The sequence below is a fragment of the Streptomyces sp. NPDC053427 genome, from assembly GCF_044544985.1.
GTDB lineage: Bacteria > Actinomycetota > Actinomycetes > Streptomycetales > Streptomycetaceae > Streptomyces.
Window position 1 is genome coordinate 236,223 of sequence record NZ_JBITYA010000014.1, and the last position, 20,894, is coordinate 257,116.

The window sequence follows — 20,894 nt, forward strand, 5'->3', positions numbered from 1 at the left end:
TCCGTCGTCAGCGCAGCACACCTTCCAGGAAGTCGCTGCCCAGCCGGGCCACCACCTGGAGGTCCAGCTGGTGCAGCACATACCGCCCGCGGCGCCGCGTCTGGATCAGTCCGGCCTTCTTCAGCGTCGTGATGTGCCGCGACACCTCCGGCGAGGTGATCCCGAAGGCAGTCGCCAGCTCCCCCGTCGTATGCGGCCCGCGCGACAGCGTGCGGCACAGCTGCATCCGCATGGGATGGCCGAGCGCCTCCAGCCGCTGCTGGACGAGTTCCAGCGCGGCCGGCGCCGGCAACTCCGGGACGGCCACCGGGTACTGGAGCACGGGGCGCCAGCCCGGGGCGTGGCTGAACACCAGATGCGGCCAGCCGAACGACGTCGGCAGGAAGGTGACACCGGGGTCGGCGGGGTCCGCGTACGCCGTCGTACGGCCCACGGCCAGCTTGTCCAACACGATGCGGCTGCCGCCGCCGTCCTGGGCCTCGTCCAAGGTGAGCGCCGCCGAGGTCGCGGACAGCGTCTCGGCCAGGCCCTTGTGGCGCAGCAGCTCGGTCTTGTGCCGGGCGTCGGCGGCCAGTTGGATGCCCACCCGGCGCCAGATGTCGCCGAAGAAGGCGTCCTCGCAGTCCTCGAAGAGGCGGCGCAGCCACACCCGCAGGCCGTCGGGGTCGGTGAGCATCCGGTCCGTGAACGCCGCCTGCCGCGGGCCGCGCGCGGCGGCCATCTCCCGTACGCGGGCCCGCTCGTCGGCGTCGACCAGCGGCGACGGCGTGACGCGGGTGTAAGAGGCCGAGCAGGTGATCTCGAACGCGGCGGCCACGAACCGTTCGTCGTCGATCTTGTCCAGCTCGTCCAGCTCCTCCGCCAGCGACGCCCCGGGCCGGGTCGGCAGCAGGATGTCGGAACGCGAGGACCGCCACAGGAAGTCCGCCTCGGACAGCCGGTCGGCCAGGTCGGTTTTCAGCCCCGCGTTGGTCGCGGTGACCCAGCCGTGCAGCCCGGGGTGGTGCCCCGGCTCGGACAGCGCGTGGAGCGCGGCGCCCAGCTCCGCCAACGGAGAGGGGGAGAAGACGATGCGCTCCGGCGGCAGCCCGGTGATGTCGATGACGTTGGCCATGCCCCCATCATGCGCGAGGTCGCGACCTGCACGGCCGTCGATTGACGGCTCCCGTCAATCAATGCGCCACGGGCCCTGCGGCCGCCCCACAGTGAGGCACATGAACGCCAGCCAGCAGCACATGCTCGATGCCTACCGCGCCGCCCAGCACGGCCAGGAGGCCCCCGTCGCACCGGGCGTCGCCACCGTCCGTACGGCCCGCGAGATCCGGCAGTGGCGACGGTTTCAGGCCGTCGTCACGGACCCGGCCGACCGCCTCCCGGCCCGGGTGCGCCGGGCCGTACGGAGGGCGTGGGCGGCCGGGGTGGCGCTGCTCACCCACCGACCTCCTTCACCCGCGCCAGGAACTCCCCAAGGGCCGCCCGCACCTCGGCAGGCGTCCACTCCAGGGCCGACGACCCGATCGTCATTTCCGTCATCGACAGCCCGGGAGGCGGGGCGCCGTCCGGCGTGAACCAGTACCGGAACACCGTCGTTCCGGTCTCCTCCGCCAGCCGGGTCCCGGCCTCGTTCAGGACCTCGGGAGGATGCGGGAGCCACACCTGGAACTCATGGGTGTGCGGCGTCGCCGGATGCACCGCGGACCACGGCAGACCGGCCTCGGCCAGGCCGTCGGCGAGCGCTCGTGCGACGACCTTCGCCTGGGCCGCGTACTCCGGCAGCCGCGGTAGCTCGCGGTCCAGTCCGACGAGGGCGGCCAGCGCCGCCGGCCACTGTTGGAACAGCTGGCCGCCGTAGCGGTGCCGCCAGGCGCGGGCCTCCTCGACGAAGTCCTCCGGGCCGGCCAGGGCGGCGCCCGATATGCCGCCCAGCGACTTGTAGAACGAGACATAGACGCTGTCCGCGAGGGCGGCGATCTCGGGGAGCGAACGACCGAAGTGGGCGGTGCACTCCCACAGCCGTGCGCCGTCGAAGTGGATCACCGCGTCGCGGTCCCGCGCGGCGGCCACGGTGGCCTCCAGGTCCGTCCACTCCGGGAGCACGAACCCCGCTTCCCGCAGCGGCAGTTCGACGGCAAGGGTGCCGAACGGCTCCTGCAGGTCGGCTATCTCCTCGGCCGTCGGCAGCCGTGGCGCGCGCGTCGGATGCACCATGCGCACTCCGCTGACCACCGCATAGGCGTCGCGTTCGTGCACCTCCAGATGGGAGAGCGGGTGCCCGGCGACCGTGTTGTTGCCCGTACGTCCCGCCCAGCAGCGCAGCGCGACCTGCTGCGCCATCGTGCCGGTCGGGAAGAAGGCGGCGGCCTGGGTGCCCAGGACCTCGGCGGTGCGGCGCTCCAGCTCGCCCACGATGCCGTCGCCGTCGCCGTAGATGTCCGTCCAGCTGTCCAGGTCGTAGACGGCGGGAGCGTCGGCGAGCAGACGGTCCAGGCGCTCGCGGACCGTCACGCCCGACGGGCCGTCCACCAGCGTCCGCCGCGAACTGCGCCACGCCGCGATCTGCCGCACCAGTTCCGGGGAACGGCCCCCGGCCCCCGGCCCGGACCCGGCCCCGTCGGCTCCCTGTTCCGCCGCGCCGTCGCCCGCGTCCGGTTTCCGTGCGCCTGTCTCCACGGCCCCCACCTGCCCTTTCGCCCGTCGGTCCGTTCGTACGCTCGTCGTGCCGATGTCCGGATCATGACGCAGCACCGCGTGCCTCCGCGACCCCTGTGGATAAAGTTGTGGATAACCCGTCGGGCGGTGTGCGGAGCGAGTCATGTCTCATCCTCCGCACAGCCCTCTGGGCGGCCGGAAACACTCGCGTAGCATGGCGAGGAATCGTCCGGTACCCCCCGCGGACTGGAACGGAAGGCCATCGCCGCGTGAACGCAATCCCACCCCTCGAGGCCCAGGACCGCCCCGCCCGGCTCACCGTCGGAGTCGTCGGCGCGGGCCGTGTCGGGCCCGCCCTCGCCGCGTCGTTGCAGCTCGCCGGGCATCGCCCGGTCGCCGTATCGGGGGTCTCCGACGCCTCCGTACGCCGTGCCGCGGCGCTGCTCCCGGATGTCCCGCTGGTCACCCCGGCCGAGGTCCTCGCCCGCGCCGATCTCGTGCTGCTGACCGTCCCCGACGACGCCCTCGCCGACCTGGTGCGCGGCCTCGCCGAGACCGGTGCCGTACGGCCGGGCCAGCTGCTGGTGCACACCTCCGGGCGCTACGGCACGGCCGTGCTCGACCCGGCCACCCGCGCCGGCGCGCTGCCCCTCGCGCTGCACCCCGCCATGACCTTCACCGGCACCTCCGTGGACGTGCAGCGGCTGGCCGGGTGCTCGTTCGGGGTGACCGCGCCCGACGAGCTGCGGATGGCGGCCGAGGCGCTGGTCATCGAGATGGGCGGGGAGCCCGAGTGGATCGCGGAGTCGGCCCGTCCGCTCTACCACGCGGCGCTCGCCATCGGCGCGAACCACCTGGTCACCCTTGTGGCGCAGTCGATGGAGCTGCTGCGCACCGCGGGCGTCGAGGCCCCGGACCGGATGCTCGGCCCGCTGCTCGGCGCGGCCCTGGACAACGCCCTGCGCTCCGGTGACGCCGCCCTGACCGGGCCGGTCGCGCGCGGGGACGCGGGTACGGTCGCCGCGCATGTCGCGGAGCTGCGCCGGCATGCCCCGGGAAGCGTCGCCGGGTATCTGGCGATGGCCCGTACGACCGCGGACCGGGCGCTGGCCCACGGCCTGCTCAAGCCGGAGCTGGCCGAGGACCTGCTCGGCGTGCTCGCCGGGCCCGCCCCGGACCGGGCCACCGACGGCGCCGGGCCCACCGACGGCCCCGACCACCGCCCCGGGCCCGACGACGACCCTGACAACGGCCCCGAAAGCGGCCCCCACCCCGACGACAGCGGCCCCGCCGGAGGCGACCGATGACCCCCGCGCCCCCGCCCGCCCACCTCCTGCACACCGCCGCCGCCCTGCGCGACCTCCCCCGCGGCACCGGCCGCCGCGCCGTCGTCATGACCATGGGCGCGCTGCACGAGGGGCACGCCACCCTGGTCCGTGCGGCCCGGGAGCGGGTCGGCGCGCAGGGACAGGTCGTGGTCACGGTCTTCGTCAATCCGCTGCAGTTCGGGGCGGGGGAGGACCTGGACCGCTACCCCCGCACCCTGGATGCGGATGTGGCGCTGGCCGCCGAGGCGGGCGCGGACGTGGTGTTCGCGCCGTCCGTCGACGAGGTCTACCCGGGTGGAGAGCCGCAGATCAGGATCGCCGCGGGCCCGATGGGCACGCTCCTGGAAGGCGCCAGCCGCCCCGGCCACTTCGACGGGGTGCTCACCGTCGTCGCCAAGCTGCTGCATCTGACGGCGCCCGATGTCGCCCTCTACGGGGAGAAGGACGCCCAGCAGCTGGCCGTCATCACGCGGATGGCCGCCGATCTGAACTTCCCCGTCGAGATCGTGGGCGTCCCCACGGTCCGCGAGGACGAAGGCCTGGCCCTCTCCAGCCGTAACCGCTATCTGTCCGCGCCCGAACGCCGCACCGCGCTCGCGCTGTCCGCCGCGCTGTTCGCGGCCCGCGACCGGCTCGCGGCCGAGGAGGCGCTGCGCGCCCGCGCCGCCTCCGCCGGTCACCCCGTACAGGACCGGGCCGCGGCGCTGGCCGCGCTCGGCGAGGACCGGGCCGCCGCGGACGCGCACGCCGTCGCCTATGCCGCCGCCGGCCCGCCGCACGGCCCGTCCGTGGCCCGCGCCGCGGCCGGCGCGGTCCTGACGGACGCGGCCAGCCTGGACCCGCCACTCGAACTGGACTACCTGGCGCTGGTCGATCCGTCCGACTTCACCGAGGTCCCGGACGGGTACGAGGGCGAGGCGGTCCTCGCGATCGCCGCCAGGGTCGGCACCACACGCCTCATCGACAACATCCGCCTGGTGTTCGCACCGACGGCAGGCTCGTCGGACGCCCGCTGCGCGCCGCATCACGCGGCCGCCACCGGGGCCGCCGTATCCGCCGACGCCCCCGCCGCGACCGTGCCCGCACACCCCACCACCACTCCCCAAGGCCCCCTCGGAGCGCCCCGATGACTGCCACAGGAACCGGTCCCGGCCACGCGATAGCCCCCGGCACCACCCCGACCTCCGGCATACGGCTGACCGCCCCCGCCCCCGGCTGGTCCATCGAGGCGGACGTCGTCGTGGTGGGCTCCGGGGTGGCCGGGCTGACCGCGGCCCTGCGCTGCGCCGCCGCCGGTCGCCGTACGGTCGTCGTCACCAAGACCCGGCTCGACGACGGCTCCACCCGCTGGGCCCAGGGCGGCATCGCCGCGGCCCTCGGCGACGGCGACACCCCCGAGCAGCACCTGGCCGACACCCTCGTCGCGGGCGCCGGACTGTGCGACGAGGCGGCCGTACGGACCCTGGTCACCGAAGGGCCGGACGCCGTGCACCGGCTGATCGCCACCGGCGCCCGCTTCGACACCGCACCCGGCAGCGACGAGATGGCGCTCACCCGCGAGGGCGGCCACCACCGCCGCCGTATCGCGCACGCGGGCGGCGACGCCACCGGGGCCGAGATCTCCCGCGCGCTGGTCGAGGCGGTCCGCGCCGCCGGACTGCGCACCATCGAGAACGCCCTCGTCCTCGACCTGCTCACCGACGCCGACGGCAACACCTCCGGCGTCACCCTGCACGTCATGGGGGAGGGGCAGCACGACGGCGTCGGCGCGGTGCACGCCCCGGCGGTGGTCCTCGCCACCGGGGGCATGGGGCAGGTCTTCTCCGCCACCACCAACCCGGCCGTCTCCACCGGTGACGGCGTGGCGCTGGCGCTGCGTGCCGGGGCCGAGGTCTCCGACCTCGAATTCGTCCAATTCCACCCCACCGTCCTGTACTTGGGGCCGGACGCGGAGGGCCAGCAGCCGCTGATCTCCGAGGCGGTACGGGGCGAGGGCGCCCACCTGGTCGACGCCGACGGCACCCGCTTCATGATCGGGCAGCACGAACTCGCCGAGCTGGCCCCGCGCGACATCGTCGCCAAGGCGATCATCCGGCGGGCGCAGGAACAGGGCGCCGACCACATGTACTTGGACGCCCGGCACTTCGGCGCCGAGATGTGGGAACACCGCTTCCCGACCATCCTCGCCGCCTGCCGCGCCCACGGCATCGACCCGGTCACCGAGCCCATCCCGATCACCCCGGCCGCCCACTTCGCCTCCGGTGGCGTCCGTACGGACCTGCGCGGGCGCACCACCGTGCCCGGCCTCTACGCCTGCGGTGAGGCCGCCTGCACCGGTGTCCACGGCGCCAACCGCCTGGCCTCCAACTCCCTCCTGGAGGGCCTGGTGTTCGCGGAGCGCATCGCCGCGGACATCGCCGCGCACCCCGTACGGCAGCCCGGGGAGCACCGGCTGCCCGGCGGACCGCCGGTGCCGCTGCTGTCGCCCGAGGCGCGCTTCGAGATCCAGCGGATCATGACCAGGGGCGCCGGCGTCCTGCGGTCCGAGGCGAGCCTGGCGGAGGCCTCCGTCGCGCTCAACCGGATGACCGCACGGGCCCGCACCGAGTCCGACGAGGGCAAGACGGCCGAGCCGGGCGTGGAAGCATGGGAGGCCACGAACCTCCTGCTGGTGTCGCGGGTGCTGGTCTCCAGTGCCCGCAGGCGCAACGAGACCCGCGGCTGCCACTGGCACGAGGACTTCCCCGACCGGGACGACGCGTCCTGGCAGCGCCACACCCTGATCACCCACAGTCCGCCGCACACCCTGGTCCACCGCGCCACGGACACCGCCGACTTCCCCGCCACCCAGCCCGAAACGGAGCCGAACCCGTGAGCAGCACCCCCGACGACCTCCCCCTCCTCCAGATCGGCGGGCCCTCCAGCGGCGCCCCCACCGGCGGAGGCTGCGGCGATGCCTGCGGCTGCGCCGGCGACGACGACGGCTCGTACGAGCTGGACCCGCTGAGCTGCGGTCTCGACCCCGACCTGGCCGCGCTCCTGGTGGCCGCCGGCCTCGACCCCGTACAGGTCGAGGACATCGCGCACATGGCGGTCGAGGAGGACCTGGACCAGGGCGTGGACGTCACCACGGTGGCGACCATCCCCGAGGACGCGGTCGCCACCGGCGACTTCACGGCCCGCGAGGCCGGTACGGTCGCCGGGCTGCGGATCGCCGAAGCGGTGCTGTCCATCGTGTGCACCGACGAGTTCGCGGTCGAGCGGCACGTCGAGGACGGCGACCGGGTCGAGGCCGGCACGAAGCTGCTGTCCGTCACCACCCGCACCCGCGACCTGCTCACCGCCGAGCGCAGCGCGCTGAACCTCCTGTGCCGGCTGTCGGGCATCGCCACCGCCACCCGCGCCTGGGCGGACGTCCTGGAGGGCACCAAGGCCAAGGTCCGCGACACCCGCAAGACCACGCCGGGGCTGCGCGCCCTGGAGAAGTTCGCGGTGCGCTGTGGTGGCGGCGTCAACCACCGGATGTCGCTGTCGGACGCGGCGCTGATCAAGGACAACCACGTGGTCGCGGCGGGCGGTGTGGCCGCGGCGTTCACGGCCGTACGGGCCGAGTTCCCCGGTCTGGCGATCGAGGTGGAGGTCGACCGCCTCGACCAGATCCCGCCGATCCTCGCCGAGGGCGCCGACCTCATCCTCCTGGACAACTTCACGCCGGAGCAGACGAAGGAGGCCGTGGAACTGGTCGCGGGCCGCGCGATGCTGGAGTCCTCCGGCCGCCTCACCCTCGCCAACGCCCGCGGCTACGCGGACACCGGCGTCGACTACCTGGCCGTCGGCGCACTCACCCACTCCTCCCCGATCCTCGACATCGGCCTCGACCTGCGCGAGGACGACAGCCGGGCCGAGGGCCAGGACGAGGGCCGCTGACCGCCATGCTGCTCACCATCGACGTCGGCAACACGCACACCGTCCTCGGCCTCTTCGACGGCGAGGAGATCGTCGAGCACTGGCGGATCTCCACCGACGCCCGCCGCACCGCCGACGAGCTGGCCGTGCTCCTCCAGGGGCTGATGGGGATGCACCCCCTCCTCGGCGACGACCTGGGCGACGGCATCGAGGGCATCTCCATCTGCTCGACCGTCCCCTCCGTGCTGCACGAGCTGCGCGAGGTCACCCGCCGCTACTACGGGGACGTCCCGGCCGTCCTCGTCGAACCCGGCGTGAAGACGGGCGTGCCGGTCCTCATGGACAACCCCAAGGAGGTCGGCGCCGACCGGATCATCAACTCCCTGGCGGCCGTCGAGCTCTACGGAGGCCCGGCGATCGTCGTGGACTTCGGCACGGCCACCACCTTCGACGCGGTCAGCGCGCGCGGCGAGTACGTCGGTGGCGTGATCGCGCCGGGCATCGAGATCTCGGTGGACGCGCTGGGCGTCAAGGGCGCCCAGCTGCGCAAGATCGAGCTGGCCCGGCCGCGCAGCGTCATCGGCAAGAACACCGTCGAGGCGATGCAGTCCGGCATCCTCTACGGCTTCGCGGGCCAGGTGGACGGCGTGGTGCAGCGGATGGCGCGGGAGCTGGCCGAGGACCCGGACGAGGTGACGGTGATCGCCACCGGCGGACTGGCCCCGATGGTGCTCGGCGAGTCCTCGGTGATCGACGCGCATGAGCCCTGGCTCACCCTGATCGGCCTGCGGCTGGTGTACGAGCGGAACATCGCCCGGTCCTGAGCATCGCCCGGCCCTTGTCGCCCGGCCCTTGAGGACCGCCGTCCCCGAGGGCCACTCGCCTCTGAGGGGCGCCCTTCCCCGAGGGGCGCTCGTCCCCGAGAGGTGCCCGGTACGACCAGCCGCGCCATTGTGCGCGAATTAAGCGGCTTTTGTCCGAATCGGTCGTAAAGTCTCCGCATGCCTATGCCATACGGATCCCGCGGCGGCATGACGTTCAGCGCCGATGAGCTGCGAGTGCTCCGTCGCGCTCTCGCCCATGCCCTGCAGTCAGTCACTTTGGTGGACCGCTCCGTCCCGCTCGGTGCCGCCGGCTTCCCCTGGCCGGAGGACACCCGGGAGTATCTCCGGCTGGCCGAGGCGGTGGACGAGGCGGTCCGCGAAGGCGGCCGGCTGCGCGCCTTCCTGCTCGCCGACCTCGCCCGCTATCGCGAAACCCTGCCCGGCTCGGCCGTCGGCTACCTCGCCCACCTCAAGGAGGCCCTGGCGGCCGGCTACGTCCCCGGCCCCGACGACCTCGCCGCCCTGCGCTCGCTCGCCGCGCGGCGCACCGGGGCGGCCGAGAGCGAGCGCCGCGCCACCTTGCTGCGCCACTGCGAGCAGCTGGCCGAGCGCTCCGTACGGGCCCGGCTGCGCGCCCTGCCCGGCGGGCGTGCGGCGCACGAGCCGGAGCGCACGCCGGAGCCCGAGCCGACGGCCGAGCCCAAGCGGCGCCCGCAGCCCGCGCCGCAGCCCGCGCCCAGGGCCCCGCGCCCGGACCGCCCGATCCCCACGCCCGGCGAGGTCTTCCCGCCCCGCCGCAAGCCCGCCCCGCCCCCCGAGACCCGCACCGCCTGAGCGCTGCGTACTCTGGAATCTCACGCCCCAAAGGAGGCCGCACGCCATGGATTACCTCGCAGCGCTGACCCCGCCCGTAGTGATGGCCGTGGCCTTCACCGCGCTGATCGTGACGATCGTCAAGAGCCAGGGCGGTCCGAACAAGGCCAAGGAAGACGCCGCCGCGGACGCCCTGATGGCCCGCGCCGAGTCCGCTGCGGCGCCCAAGGCGCACGGCGCCTGACCGACCCGCCGTCCATTCGGCAGTGCGCGCGCACGGTACGACCCGGGAATGACCGTCTCGGGTCGTACAACCTTTTTCCGGCCCAAACGCAACGAGATCAACCGGCATTCGGGACATCTCCCACTATTGTTCTTGTGTGCCGAGACCATTGGGTGATCTGGAAGACGCGGTGATGACGCGGGTCTGGGAGTGGAACCGCCCGGTCACCGTTCGAGAAGTCCTGGAAGATCTCCAGAAGGAACGGTCGATCGCCTACACGACGGTCATGACCGTATTGGACAACCTTCATCAGAAGGGCTGGGTCCGCCGCGAAGCAGAAGGCCGCGCCTATCGATATGAGGCGGTCTCCACTCGTGCCGCGTACTCGGCCGCACTCATGAACGAAGCCTGGTCCGCCAGCGACAACCCCGCGGCCGCTCTTGTGGCCTTCTTCGACATGATGTCGCCGGAACAGCGACATGCCCTGCGCGATGCCGTACGGATGGTGCAGATCGACGATCCGGAGAGCGCCGCCCCGGCTGAACAGACCGCTCCTGAACAGGCACCGGAAGCGGACGCGGAAGCCGGAACGGAAGCGGGCCCGGAACAGGCCTCTCAAGCCGGATCCGAACAAGCACGGCAAGAGGCGCGAGAACGCGCGTCCGGCGAAGGTGATGAACCCGGGGCGGACGTCTCGGGGGCGGGGCGATAGCGTCCCGGCATGCCCGTGCATTCAAAAGGCCTCACCGTCCGTCGTGCCCGGACCAGCGATGTCCCGGCGGTACGCCGCCTCATCGACTCCTACTCACGAGACGGCATCCTGCTCGACAAAGCCACCGTCACGCTTTACGAGGACATCCAGGAGTTCTGGGTCGCCGAGCGCGATGAGGACGCCGAGGTCGTCGGCTGCGGTGCACTCCATGTGATGTGGGAAGACCTGGCCGAAGTCCGCACGCTGGCGGTGGATCCCCAGCTCACGGGCTCGGGAGTCGGACATCAAGTCCTGGACAAGCTGCTGCGTACCGCACGCTGGCTCGGAGTGCGACGCATTTTCTGTCTCACCTTCGAAGTCGACTTCTTCACCAAGCACGGCTTCGTGGAGATCGGTGAGACTCCGGTAGACGGTGATGTCTACAGCGAGCTGCTGCGTTCCTATGATGAGGGCGTTGCCGAGTTCCTCGGGCTCGAACGAGTGAAGCCCAACACCCTGGGTAACAGCCGGATGCTTCTGCACCTGTGATCAGTGTTCTATGTCCGAATCGCTCCCCTATCTCATGGCTACGGAAGCATGTGTTCCCCGCTCTGCGGGCAAGTGAACCCTACCCAAGGGTTTGTGTTTTTCCCGGAAAAGCGGTTTGCTTTCCGTCGTAATCCACATTCGATGAAAGGGAAACCGGTGGCACAGAAGGTTCAGGTTCTTCTTGTCGACGACCTCGACGGCGGCGAGGCCGACGAGACCGTGACGTTCTCTCTCGACGGCAAGTCCTACGAGATCGACCTCACCGTCGCCAACGCCGAGAAGCTTCGCGAGTCGCTCTCGGAGTTCGTGAAGGCCGGTCGTCGTACGGGCGGGCGCGCTGCGGGCCGTGGCAAGGCGCGGGCCGCTTCCGGCGGCCCGGGTGACACCGCGAAGATCCGCGCCTGGGCGAAGGAGAACGGCTACAACGTCAATGACCGTGGCCGCGTCCCCGCCGACATTCGCGAGGCATTTGAGAAGGCCAACGGCTGATCGCCGTCAGCGCGATCCGATTGGGCATTACGAGCACGCAGCAACCGGGCACGGTGGCACTCCGTTGCCGCCGCGCTCACCAGCCGAATGAGGTCGGGGGCGCCCCCAACGTCTCCGGTTCCTGCCCGGATCCCCGTGGCGGGCAGGGAATTCTCCGCCGCGCGCCCCGGCCGGGGAGGTCGCAACCATCCTGCGGCCTCCCGCGCGCCGAATCCGCGCGATGACGGCGCCCAGGCGGCGGACGAGTACGGGGGGACGGCCGGTGCGGGCATCCGTTCTCCGGGCCCGCGGGCGCCGAGATCGGGTGCGAGCGCGCCCCACTCGAGCCATTCCAGGATTTCCGGGAGTTCCTCGGCCCCACCGGCCGCGATGAGCATGAGCAATTTCGGCCGATCAAAGCGGCGATTTCCGTCGCGGCCGGGACGCAGCAGCGCGACCGGACCGGTGTGCGGCAGCCGCCGCAGTACGGCCCGCCCCGCGTCGGCCGGCATCTCCAGGACGTCGAAGCGCGGCCCCACCAGCAGTTCCACCGGCTCCGTGCCGGTGGTCGGCCAGCTCATCTCCTCCTCGTACCACCGGCGGACGGCGGCAAGAGGGCTGCGGGGTCGCGGAAGCGCGCGGGCCATATCCGGTGCAACTCCCCGCAACACAGGAAGTTACGCTGGGTTGAGGTATGGATACGTACCGTAGCCGAACCGGGGTGTGAGGGTGCATCCGGCGGCGTGCGGATGTTCGCCCGTAGCGGATGGAAGCGGCCCGCGCCGCATGGAGTGTCAGTGGCAGCGGGTAAGACAGTCACAGTGGGAAGAGACCGTGTGACCGGCGCTCAAGGGCGATCCGCTCCGGCTGAGGGCGGGAGGCGGCGGGCGTGTCGGCAAGGGGTGCGTTCGCCACGGGCGTAGTGGTGAAGAGCGTATATGCCTGGCCTGCGGGAACATCGTCTCGCACCATCGAGTTGGAGCAGATGTCAGCTGTTCGGCAGTAAATTTCCCCGCCGGAGCGGGGGTGATCCGGACGGGTGTCGGCAGTTGGAATGAGCTGTCCCGCCCCGCGGGACTAGCATGCGGAAGGACAGGGAGGGGATCGTCCCCGATCTTTCTGACCGCTCTGAGGAGCGATTAACGATGTTCGAGAGGTTCACCGACCGCGCGCGGCGGGTTGTCGTCCTGGCTCAGGAAGAAGCCCGGATGCTCAACCACAACTACATCGGCACCGAGCACATCCTCCTGGGCCTGATCCACGAGGGTGAGGGTGTCGCCGCTAAGGCCCTGGAGAGCCTCGGGATTTCGCTCGAGGCGGTCCGCCAGCAGGTGGAGGAGATCATCGGGCAGGGGCAGCAGGCCCCGTCCGGGCACATCCCCTTCACTCCCCGTGCCAAGAAGGTCCTGGAGCTTTCGCTCCGCGAGGCCCTCCAGCTCGGCCACAACTACATCGGTACGGAGCACATCCTGCTCGGCCTGATCCGCGAGGGCGAGGGCGTCGCCGCCCAGGTCCTGGTGAAGCTGGGCGCCGATCTCAACCGGGTGCGGCAGCAGGTCATCCAGCTGCTCTCCGGCTACCAGGGCAAGGAAGCCGCCACGGCCGGCGGCCCCGCCGAGGGCACGCCCTCGACGTCCCTCGTCCTGGACCAGTTCGGCCGCAACCTGACGCAGGCCGCTCGCGAGACCAAGCTCGACCCGGTCATCGGGCGCGAGAAGGAAATCGAGCGGGTCATGCAGGTGCTCTCCCGCCGTACCAAGAACAACCCGGTCCTCATCGGCGAGCCCGGCGTCGGCAAGACGGCGGTCGTCGAAGGACTGGCCCAGGCCATCGTCAAGGGCGAGGTGCCCGAGACCCTCAAGGACAAGCACCTCTACACCCTCGACCTCGGTGCCCTGGTCGCCGGCTCCCGCTACCGCGGTGACTTCGAAGAGCGCCTGAAGAAGGTTCTCAAGGAGATCCGCACCCGCGGCGACATCATCCTGTTCATCGACGAGCTCCACACCCTGGTGGGTGCGGGCGCCGCCGAGGGCGCGATCGACGCCGCCAGCATCCTCAAGCCCATGCTGGCGCGAGGCGAGCTGCAGACCATCGGTGCCACCACGCTCGACGAGTACCGCAAGCACCTGGAGAAGGACGCGGCCCTCGAGCGCCGCTTCCAGCCGATCCAGGTCGCGGAGCCGTCGCTGCCCCACACCATCGAGATCCTCAAGGGTCTGCGGGACCGCTACGAAGCGCACCACCGCGTCTCCATCACGGACTCCGCGCTGGTCGCTGCGGCCACCCTGGCCGACCGCTACATCTCCGACCGCTTCCTGCCGGACAAGGCGATCGACCTGATCGACGAGGCCGGCTCCCGGATGCGGATCCGCCGGATGACCGCGCCGCCGGACCTGCGCGAATTCGACGAGAAGATCGCCGATGTGCGCCGGGAGAAGGAGTCCGCGATCGACTCGCAGGACTTCGAGATGGCCGCGGGTCTGCGCGACAAGGAGAAGCAGCTCCTGGCCGCGAAGACGAAGCGGGAGAAGGAGTGGAAGGCCGGCGACATGGACGTCGTCGCCGAGGTCGACGAGGAGCTGATCGCCGAGGTCCTGGCGACGGCGACGGGCATCCCGGTCTTCAAGCTGACCGAGGAGGAGTCGAGCCGTCTGCTCCGGATGGAAGACGAGCTCCACAAGCGCGTCATCGGCCAGAAGGACGCCATCAAGGCGCTCTCCCAGGCCATCCGCCGTACCCGTGCCGGCCTGAAGGACCCGAAGCGCCCCGGCGGTTCGTTCATCTTCGCGGGCCCGTCCGGTGTCGGTAAGACGGAGCTGTCCAAGACCCTCGCCGAGTTCCTCTTCGGTGATGAGGACGCGCTGATCTCCCTCGACATGTCGGAGTTCAGCGAGAAGCACACGGTCTCGCGGCTGTTCGGTTCGCCTCCCGGCTACGTCGGCTACGAAGAGGGCGGCCAGCTCACCGAGAAGGTGCGCCGCAAGCCGTTCTCCGTCGTGCTCTTCGACGAGGTCGAGAAGGCCCACCCGGACATCTTCAACTCGCTGCTGCAGATCCTGGAGGACGGTCGTCTGACCGACTCCCAGGGCCGGGTCGTGGACTTCAAGAACACGGTCATCATCATGACGACCAACCTCGGTACGCGGGACATCTCCAAGGGCTTCAACCTCGGCTTCGCGGCCCAGGGCGACACCAAGTCCAGCTACGAGCGGATGAAGAACAAGGTCAACGAAGAGCTCAAGCAGCACTTCCGCCCCGAGTTCCTCAACCGTGTCGACGACACCGTCGTCTTCCACCAGCTGACCGAGGAAGACATCATCCAGATCGTCGACCTCATGATCGCCAAGGTGGACGAGCGGCTCAAGGACCGCGACATGGGCATCGAGCTCAGCGGCGAGGCCAAGTCGCTGCTGGCCAAGCGCGGGTACGACCCGGTGCTCGGCGCCCGTCCGCTGCGCCGCACGATCCAGCGCGAGATCGAGGACGCCCTCTCGGAGAAGATCCTCTTCAGCGAGCTGCGTCCGGGCCACATCGTGGTCGTCGATGTCGAGGGCGAGGGTGACACCGCCAAGTTCACCTTCCGCGGCGAGGAGAAGTCGGCCCTGCCCGACGCCCCGCCGATCGAGTCCGCCGCCGGCGGCTCGGGCCCGAACCTGAGCAAGGACGCGTAACGCGCCTCCCTCCACGGGAACTGCCCCGGAACCGCACGAAGCGGTTCCGGGGCAGTTTGCGTTATCGGCCGGTCACTCAGGCATGCGGCCTGGGCCTTAGGGGGCGGGTGAACAGATCCCGTAGGGGACGGGAGCGCCCCCTCGGGGCCCACAACGTGGGGATGACGGGGCGGTATTCCCGTGGGGCACCACGTGATCGGCGAGAGGCGGCGACGCGAGCGTTGGGCCAGTGCGTGACCGGCGAGAGGCGGCGTGAGCAGCGGCAGAGTTTGCGCCTGACCGGCGCGAGGCGGCGTGATCTGCGAGTGCCTGATCGGTGTGGGTCGGCGCGAGCGTTTGAGCGACTTCGTGGTCGGCGGGCGGGAGGCTGAAGCGAGGCAAAGCAAGGCGAGGCAATCGGTGGGGAACAGCCCTTAGAGCTGGATTATGCGGATGCCGTCGGGTACGCCGCTTACCGGGGGAATACGGCGGCCGATCTGGAGTGTGTCCAGTTTTGGGAAGGCCGAGAGCCATTCCATGGAGACGCCCAGGTCATAGGCGAGCCAGAGGCGGGTGAGGCCGTCCGCCGGGGCGATGCCCTCGATCAGTTGGTCCGGCGTGAAGTGCCCGGAAATCCGTAGATGCGGGCGGCCGCCCAGTCGGCGCAGCGCATGCAATTCCCCGATATCGGCCACCGGGAAATACAGCTCGGCCGGTTCGAGATGGGCGATGATTTCGCGGGCGTAGCGGGCGGTGTCGTAATGCCGCCAGGCCCCGGCGAGCTGCGCCCGTACGGCGTGGTGCTGGTGGTCGCGCAGCCCCGTCAGATAGTCGATCGCCATGTCGTCCGCGATGGAGGTGGCGGTGATGGCGAGGAGGTATGCCTCGTCGTCGGAGGCGCGGGCGGGGTCGGGGAGCATTTCCAGGACGATCGGGCCGATCCAGCCCAGTGCGCGGGCCGCGGACGGGGTGCCGGGCCGCACCATGTCCCGGGTGAAGCGCTGCACGCGCGCCCGGACCGCCGGGTCCAGCTCGGCGGCGTGCTCCAGACAGGCGGCCGCCAGCAGCTTGCGGTGCCGGGCCTCGGCGGCCCGTACGCCCGCGTGCGGGGCCAGCAGGCCGTCCAGGAGCGCCGCGCATTCGTCGGGCCGGGCCAGGGCCACAGCCATCCGTATGACGTCCTCCCAGTCGTCGTGGTGGGCGTGCTCGAGGAGCAGCGCGAAGTCGTGCCGCTGGACCGTCGCCCGCGCGGAGAGATAGTCCTGGAAGGTGCGGTGCACGAAGTCGACGGTGCCGGGGGTCGGCTCGCGCAGCAGCCCGGTGCGGTTGAGGAGGTGGCGGAACACCTCCTCGGGGCCGCCTTGGCGGGCGGCGTCCGGTATGGCGGGCAGATGCGCGGCGAGGGTCGCGATGGCCGTCTCCCGGTCCATCTCGGAGCGCCCGTTGATCAGCATCCAGTGGGCGAGCTTCTGCAGCAGCTGGATCTTGGGCTGCCGGGTCAGCTGGACGCCGTCGGTGGCCACCATCGCCCGCTCCCGGTCGCGGCGCTCCAGCAGCATCGACAGCGCGGCGTCGTACAGCTCCTTGCGGCCGTTGGGCAGATAGCCGCGCCGGTCGCGGTGCAGGGCGCACAGCAGCCCGCACATCAGCGGGTTGGTGGCGAGGCGGCCCAGGTCGCGGGTGATGCGGACGGCGTTGAGCAGCGTGTGCTCGTAGTGCCCGAGCCGGTCGAGGTCGGCCGGGTTCCGCTGGGCGGCGGCGCGGTGCCAGCGCTGGATGAACGCGGCGATGTCCTCCCGGCTCATCGGTGCCAGGGAGAGCTCGGTGAAGCCCTCGGCGGCGAGCCAGTTGCCCGGTACGGCGGAGGGGCGGGAGGTGACGATGCAGACGGTGCCCGGGTAGCGGGTGGTCCAGTCGCGGAGGCGTTCGCGGACCTCCTCGCGGGCGCTCTCGGGTGCTTCGTCGATCCCGTCGATGAGGAGGAGGGCGCGCCCCTCGCTCAGTACGCGCTCGGCCCAGCCGGGCGGCTGAGCGGCCGCGTCCGGGGAGCCGACGGCGGCCAGGAACCCGGCGGGCTCGGGGAAGCCGTCGCGGGCGAAGCGGCGTACGGGGAGGAGGAAGGGGATCCGGCCCCTCAACCCCGCGAGCGTGTCGGGCAGTTCGTCGCGGGCGGTGGCGACGGTCAGCCACTGGAGGAGGGTCGTCTTGCCGGAGCCGGCCACGCCGCGGATGAGGATGCGGGGGCGGTCGGCGAGGGCCTGTTCGGCGGGGGTGGGGGGCTCGTCGCCCTCGGACTGGGCGGCCGGGTCGGGCTCGCACTGGAGGCCCAGGTAGGCGGCGTCGAGGGGCCAGCTGTCGGGGGAGTGGGCGAGGTCGATGCCGAAGATGGTGAGGTGGTTGTGGGTGGTGGCGGTGGAGTGGGCGTAGTGGGTTTCGAAGGCGGCGTCTGGGGTGGGGGGAGTGGGGCTTGTGGGATCCATGGGTTCCCCGTAGCGGTTGCGGCGGTGGTTAGGCGCGGGGGCGGGGGTAGAGGGTGAGTTCGGTGTGCGGTGGGAGGGAGTTGGCGTTTTCCGGGTGGAGGTGGGAGAGGTGGACCTCTCGGAGGTGGGGGAGGGCCGAGAGCGGTGAGAGGTCGATGGGGGCGTCGATCATGCCGTAGAGCTGGACTTTCCGGGCGCCGGGGAAGGCGGGGAGGGCGCTGCGCAGGATGCGGCTCAGTTCGGAGACGGGGCGGCGGTCGGTGTTGAGGAGGCTGAGGGTCGTCACCTGCGGCAGCTGAAGACCGGGGGGAATGCGCAGGGCGGCACCTTCGACGGCCAGGCCGAAGGAGAAGTCCTCGAGCTCGGTGAGGCCGGCGAGTGCCTGCCACTGGGCCTCGGCGAAGTCTTCGGAGAGGCGCCGCAGTTGTACGTATTGCAGGCGCGGCCAGGACGTCACACGGTTGGCGGCGGGGCCGATCGGCTCGTCGACGACGAGGCGGGTGAGCGGGGCGTCCGGCGGGGCCGACGCCAGCCCCTCCGGTGGGAGCGACGACTGGACCGTCAGGGAGTCGAGACGGCGCAGCCGGTCGAGGCCGCGCAGATCGCCCAATCCGCTGACGGAGAGGTAGCGGAGGGGCAGGTCCGCGAGCGGGGTGAGGCTTTCGACGGCGGGGCAGCCCTGGAGCCGCAGCGACGTCAGCTGCGGGAAGTTCCGGAGGAACGCGACGCTGTCGATCTTCGGGTTGTCCACCAGGGCCAGGTTCGTGATCTCGCGGTGCGCCAGCTCGCGGAGGAGTTCGTCGTCGCTGTGCGAGCCGACGACGATGGTGTGCGGCTGACCGCCGAGGGCCTTGAGGGCGTGCAGTTCGGCGGGGCTGCTCACGGTGACGGGCACGTCGCTGCCTATGTACCGGACGATCTCCTGGGCGTAGCGCTCGGTGTCGAAGTTCTGCCAGGCCAACGCAAGCCGGGCTCGCACGTTCGGGGAAGGGTGCCTCCGGAAGCGCTTCATGACTTCCAGTGCGGCGTCCGAGCCGATGCGCGCAGCGGTGGAAACCACCTCTTGCGCCTCGTCGTCCTCCAGGCCGTCGGGGCCGGGCAGCAGCTCCAGGACGATGGGTCCCACGTCGGCGAGCAGCTGCGACTCCTCGTGGCGGCGGGGCGGCAGGATCGCTCTCGCGCGCCCGTACACCTCTTCGCGCACCAGCGGATCGAGCTCCGTGGCGTGCTCCAGGCAGGCCATCGCGAGCAGGTGGACGCGCAGGCGGGTGCGGGGGCTCCTGATGCGGTCGCCGTGATTGATCAACCCCCGTAAGATTTCGGCCCTTTCCCGCGGCCGCGCATGTGCCACCGCCATCCGGATGACGTCCTCCCACTGGGAGTCGACGGCATGCTCCACCAGCAGTCCGAAGTCGCCCTCCTCGACGGCGGCCCTGGCTCCCAGGTAGTCCTGGAACGTCCGGTGGATGAAGTCGACGGACCCGGCCGACGGTTCGCGGAGCAGCCCGCTGCGCAGCAGCAGATGGCGGAAGACGGCCGCCGCGTCGCCCTGGGCCGCCGCCGCGGGCACCGCCGGCAGGGCATCGCCGATGATCCGCTGCGCCCGCTCGCGGAGGAGTTCGGTGCGCCCGTTGCGGATGAGCCAGTACGCCAACCGTTGCAGCAGCTGCACCTGCGGCTCGTCACCCAGCTCGATGCCCGTGGGTGCGCCCATGTCCCGCTCGCGGTCGCGCCGGGACAGCAGCATTCCGAGCGCCGCGTCGTACAACTCCTTGCGCCCGTGCGGGAGATAGCCGCGCCGGTCCTGGTGCAGGGCGCAGATCAGCCCGCACATCAGGGGGTTGGTGGCGAGCAGGCCGAGGTCCTGTTTGGTGCGGACGGCCGACAGGAGCGACTGCTCGTAGGTGTCGAGGCGTTCGACGTCCGCGGTGTCCTCGCGGGCCGCCGCGTGCCAGCGGGCGATGAAGGCGGCGACCTCGTCGCGGCCCATCGGGGTGAGGGTCAGCTCGTCGAAGCCGTCCGTGGCGAGCCAGTCCTCGCGTACGGCGGAGGGGCGGGTGGTGACCAGCCACAGGTTGCCGGGGAAGGCGTCCAGCAGGTCGCGCAGCCAGGCGCGGGCGGGCCTGCGCTCGGCCTCGGGGATCTCGTCCAGGCCGTCGATCAGGAGGAGGCCGCGGCCGGAGGCCAGGACGCGCTCGGCCCATCCGTCGGGCTGGGCGCCGGAGACCGGGCAGCCGACGGCGGACAGGAAGCGGTCGGGGGTGGGCAGGGCGGCGCCGGAGCGGGTCAGGGTGCGCAAGGGGAGGACGAAGGGGAGGCGGCCGTAGAGGTGGGGGACGGGGGTGTCGGTGGGGTCCTTGGTGCAGGAGACGGCCAGCCATTGGATGAGGGTGCTCTTGCCGGAGCCGGCGACGCCGCGCAGCAGGACGCGGTCGAAGTCGGCGAGGGCCCGGTCGGCGCGTTGCGGCGGGCGGGGTGGCAGGTCCTCGGGCTCCATGTCGGTGACCGCGAGGTCCCGGCGGGGGCCGGTCGCGCCCAGGCTCAGATACGCGGAGTCCAGCGGCCAGCGGTCCGGGGAGTGGGCCAGATCGATGCCGTAGATGGTCAGCCGGCTGTGCTTGCGGGCGATGTAGGTGAGGTAGCTGCGCTCGAAGGCGGTGTCGGCGGCGCGCGCGGAGGGGTGTCCCTCGACGAAGGCGTCGATCTTGGTGATCACGCCGTCCAGGCTGCGGCTCTGCTCGACGAGGGTGCGGGCCACGAACGTCGACCGCTGGGTGAAGAAGTGCACGATGTGCAGGCAGGCCGTGCTGAGCAGGGTGTGGTGGAGCAGTTCGGCGTCCCGGCCGAGGCCGCGGGTGGCGTGCGGGGCGGCGGTCGTCAGGCGGTCCGCGAGGACGCTGTGGCCGAGCAGGACGGCCTGTACGTCGTCCATGGCGAGCTCGCCGAGGCCGCTCAGGGTGGTGGCCAGGGCGTCGGCCACGGCCGTTTCCTCGTCCGCGGGGAGGGGGCGCTCGCCGGGGAGGGCGGCGCGTAAGGACCGGGTCACCAGCTCCGTCGCGAGTCTGTGCAGGTCCTTGTCGGAGAGGGTGCGTTTCTCGCCCCTGAAGGACACCAGGCCGGATATCCGTACGGGCCCCGAGACGAGCCCGGCGCCCGGCCCCTCCTTGACGAAGAGCTTCTTCACGAGGGGCGCGACCACGCTCGACGCGAGCCGTATGCCGATTGCTGACGGTTCCATCGTGCGGGCGGCCTCCCCCGTGGCTGCTGCTGTCGTCGGAGCCAGGCTACGCGCCCAGGGGCTGCCGGGTGGGCA

At 71.5% G+C, this 20,894-nt stretch carries 16 protein-coding genes; 11 read left to right on the plus strand and 5 right to left on the minus strand.

Features of this window, described 5'->3' with window-relative positions; genetic code table 11:
- Positions 1-7: 7 nt before the first annotated feature.
- A complete protein-coding gene (locus ACIGWZ_RS33780; protein ID WP_400070800.1) occupies positions 8-1,114 on the minus strand; it encodes a DUF5937 family protein in 1,107 nt (368 codons plus the stop codon).
- A gap of 314 nt (positions 1,115-1,428) precedes the next feature.
- The gene (locus ACIGWZ_RS33785) at positions 1,429-2,670 is read right to left on the minus strand and encodes a threonine aldolase family protein (RefSeq protein WP_400070802.1); all 1,242 of its coding nucleotides are present in this window, start codon (positions 2,668-2,670) and stop codon (positions 1,429-1,431) included.
- A 248-nt stretch (positions 2,671-2,918) separates the two neighbouring features.
- On the opposite strand from ACIGWZ_RS33785, the gene ACIGWZ_RS33790 reads away from it, so the two are divergent.
- From ACIGWZ_RS33790 to ACIGWZ_RS33835, 10 genes are all read left to right on the plus strand, one after another.
- Positions 2,919-3,956 (plus strand): Rossmann-like and DUF2520 domain-containing protein, encoded by a 1,038-nt coding sequence (locus tag ACIGWZ_RS33790; RefSeq protein WP_400070804.1) that lies wholly within the window; start codon positions 2,919-2,921, stop codon positions 3,954-3,956.
- On the plus strand, positions 3,953-5,107 hold the full coding sequence (gene panC, locus ACIGWZ_RS33795; RefSeq protein WP_400070806.1) for a pantoate--beta-alanine ligase: 1,155 nt from the start codon (positions 3,953-3,955) through the stop codon (positions 5,105-5,107). The genes ACIGWZ_RS33790 and panC overlap by 4 nt, the downstream gene beginning before the upstream one ends.
- Positions 5,104-6,852, plus strand: coding sequence for an L-aspartate oxidase (locus ACIGWZ_RS33800; protein WP_400070807.1), 1,749 nt, complete (start codon positions 5,104-5,106; stop codon positions 6,850-6,852). Before panC ends, ACIGWZ_RS33800 begins: the two co-directional genes overlap by 4 nt.
- A complete protein-coding gene (gene nadC, locus ACIGWZ_RS33805) occupies positions 6,849-7,904 on the plus strand; it encodes a carboxylating nicotinate-nucleotide diphosphorylase (protein WP_400070809.1) in 1,056 nt (351 codons plus the stop codon). Before ACIGWZ_RS33800 ends, nadC begins: the two co-directional genes overlap by 4 nt.
- Before the next feature lie 5 nt (positions 7,905-7,909).
- Positions 7,910-8,707 carry a type III pantothenate kinase gene (locus ACIGWZ_RS33810; protein WP_400070811.1) on the plus strand — a complete coding sequence of 266 codons (798 nt, stop codon included), beginning with the start codon at positions 7,910-7,912 and terminating at the stop codon, positions 8,705-8,707.
- A gap of 177 nt (positions 8,708-8,884) precedes the next feature.
- On the plus strand, positions 8,885-9,541 hold the full coding sequence (locus ACIGWZ_RS33815) for a hypothetical protein (RefSeq protein WP_400070813.1): 657 nt from the start codon (positions 8,885-8,887) through the stop codon (positions 9,539-9,541).
- A 46-nt stretch (positions 9,542-9,587) separates the two neighbouring features.
- Positions 9,588-9,764 carry a hypothetical protein gene (locus tag ACIGWZ_RS33820; RefSeq protein ID WP_400070815.1) on the plus strand — a complete coding sequence of 59 codons (177 nt, stop codon included), beginning with the start codon at positions 9,588-9,590 and terminating at the stop codon, positions 9,762-9,764.
- A 172-nt stretch (positions 9,765-9,936) separates the two neighbouring features.
- Positions 9,937-10,455, plus strand: coding sequence for a BlaI/MecI/CopY family transcriptional regulator (locus tag ACIGWZ_RS33825; RefSeq protein WP_400070919.1), 519 nt, complete (start codon positions 9,937-9,939; stop codon positions 10,453-10,455).
- Between the two features lie 9 nt (positions 10,456-10,464).
- Positions 10,465-10,983 (plus strand): amino-acid N-acetyltransferase, encoded by a 519-nt coding sequence (locus ACIGWZ_RS33830; protein ID WP_400070816.1) that lies wholly within the window; start codon positions 10,465-10,467, stop codon positions 10,981-10,983.
- 156 nt (positions 10,984-11,139) lie between these two features.
- Positions 11,140-11,472 carry an Lsr2 family protein gene (locus tag ACIGWZ_RS33835; RefSeq protein ID WP_400070921.1) on the plus strand — a complete coding sequence of 111 codons (333 nt, stop codon included), beginning with the start codon at positions 11,140-11,142 and terminating at the stop codon, positions 11,470-11,472.
- Here ACIGWZ_RS33835 and ACIGWZ_RS33840 read toward each other — a convergent pair.
- Entirely contained in the window at positions 11,403-12,098 is a 696-nt protein-coding gene (locus ACIGWZ_RS33840) for an SCO3374 family protein (protein ID WP_400070818.1), read from the minus strand. The genes ACIGWZ_RS33835 and ACIGWZ_RS33840 overlap by 70 nt on opposite strands.
- Before the next feature lie 498 nt (positions 12,099-12,596).
- Here ACIGWZ_RS33840 and ACIGWZ_RS33845 point away from each other — a divergent pair, with 498 nt between their 5' ends.
- The gene (locus ACIGWZ_RS33845; protein ID WP_400070820.1) at positions 12,597-15,122 is read left to right on the plus strand and encodes an ATP-dependent Clp protease ATP-binding subunit; all 2,526 of its coding nucleotides are present in this window, start codon (positions 12,597-12,599) and stop codon (positions 15,120-15,122) included.
- A 413-nt stretch (positions 15,123-15,535) separates the two neighbouring features.
- On the opposite strand, the gene ACIGWZ_RS33850 is transcribed toward ACIGWZ_RS33845, so the two are convergent.
- Together ACIGWZ_RS33850 and ACIGWZ_RS33855 are read right to left on the minus strand one after the other, a co-directional pair.
- Complete coding sequence (locus ACIGWZ_RS33850; RefSeq protein ID WP_400070821.1) at positions 15,536-17,581, minus strand: NACHT domain-containing protein; 2,046 nt, start codon at positions 17,579-17,581, stop codon at positions 15,536-15,538.
- 28 nt (positions 17,582-17,609) lie between these two features.
- Complete coding sequence (locus ACIGWZ_RS33855) at positions 17,610-20,819, minus strand: NACHT domain-containing protein (protein ID WP_400070823.1); 3,210 nt, start codon at positions 20,817-20,819, stop codon at positions 17,610-17,612.
- Positions 20,820-20,894 lie beyond the last annotated feature (75 nt).

What these genes read in the sequence shown, in the direction of transcription:
- ACIGWZ_RS33780 (WP_400070800.1), bottom strand. Translation starts at nt 1,114, where the DNA reads ATGGCCAACGTCATCGACATCACCGGGCTGCCGCCGGAGCGCATCGTC.
- ACIGWZ_RS33825 (WP_400070919.1), top strand. Translation starts at nt 9,937, where the DNA reads ATGACGCGGGTCTGGGAGTGGAACCGCCCGGTCACCGTTCGAGAAGTC.
- ACIGWZ_RS33815 (WP_400070813.1), top strand. Translation starts at nt 8,885, where the DNA reads ATGCCTATGCCATACGGATCCCGCGGCGGCATGACGTTCAGCGCCGAT.
- ACIGWZ_RS33800 (WP_400070807.1), top strand. Translation starts at nt 5,104, where the DNA reads ATGACTGCCACAGGAACCGGTCCCGGCCACGCGATAGCCCCCGGCACC.
- ACIGWZ_RS33810 (WP_400070811.1), top strand. Translation starts at nt 7,910, where the DNA reads ATGCTGCTCACCATCGACGTCGGCAACACGCACACCGTCCTCGGCCTC.
- ACIGWZ_RS33840 (WP_400070818.1), bottom strand. Translation starts at nt 12,098, where the DNA reads ATGGCCCGCGCGCTTCCGCGACCCCGCAGCCCTCTTGCCGCCGTCCGC.
- ACIGWZ_RS33850 (WP_400070821.1), bottom strand. Translation starts at nt 17,581, where the DNA reads ATGGATCCCACAAGCCCCACTCCCCCCACCCCAGACGCCGCCTTCGAA.
- ACIGWZ_RS33855 (WP_400070823.1), bottom strand. Translation starts at nt 20,819, where the DNA reads ATGGAACCGTCAGCAATCGGCATACGGCTCGCGTCGAGCGTGGTCGCG.
- ACIGWZ_RS33830 (WP_400070816.1), top strand. Translation starts at nt 10,465, where the DNA reads ATGCCCGTGCATTCAAAAGGCCTCACCGTCCGTCGTGCCCGGACCAGC.
- ACIGWZ_RS33845 (WP_400070820.1), top strand. Translation starts at nt 12,597, where the DNA reads ATGTTCGAGAGGTTCACCGACCGCGCGCGGCGGGTTGTCGTCCTGGCT.
- panC (WP_400070806.1), top strand. Translation starts at nt 3,953, where the DNA reads ATGACCCCCGCGCCCCCGCCCGCCCACCTCCTGCACACCGCCGCCGCC.
- ACIGWZ_RS33820 (WP_400070815.1), top strand. Translation starts at nt 9,588, where the DNA reads ATGGATTACCTCGCAGCGCTGACCCCGCCCGTAGTGATGGCCGTGGCC.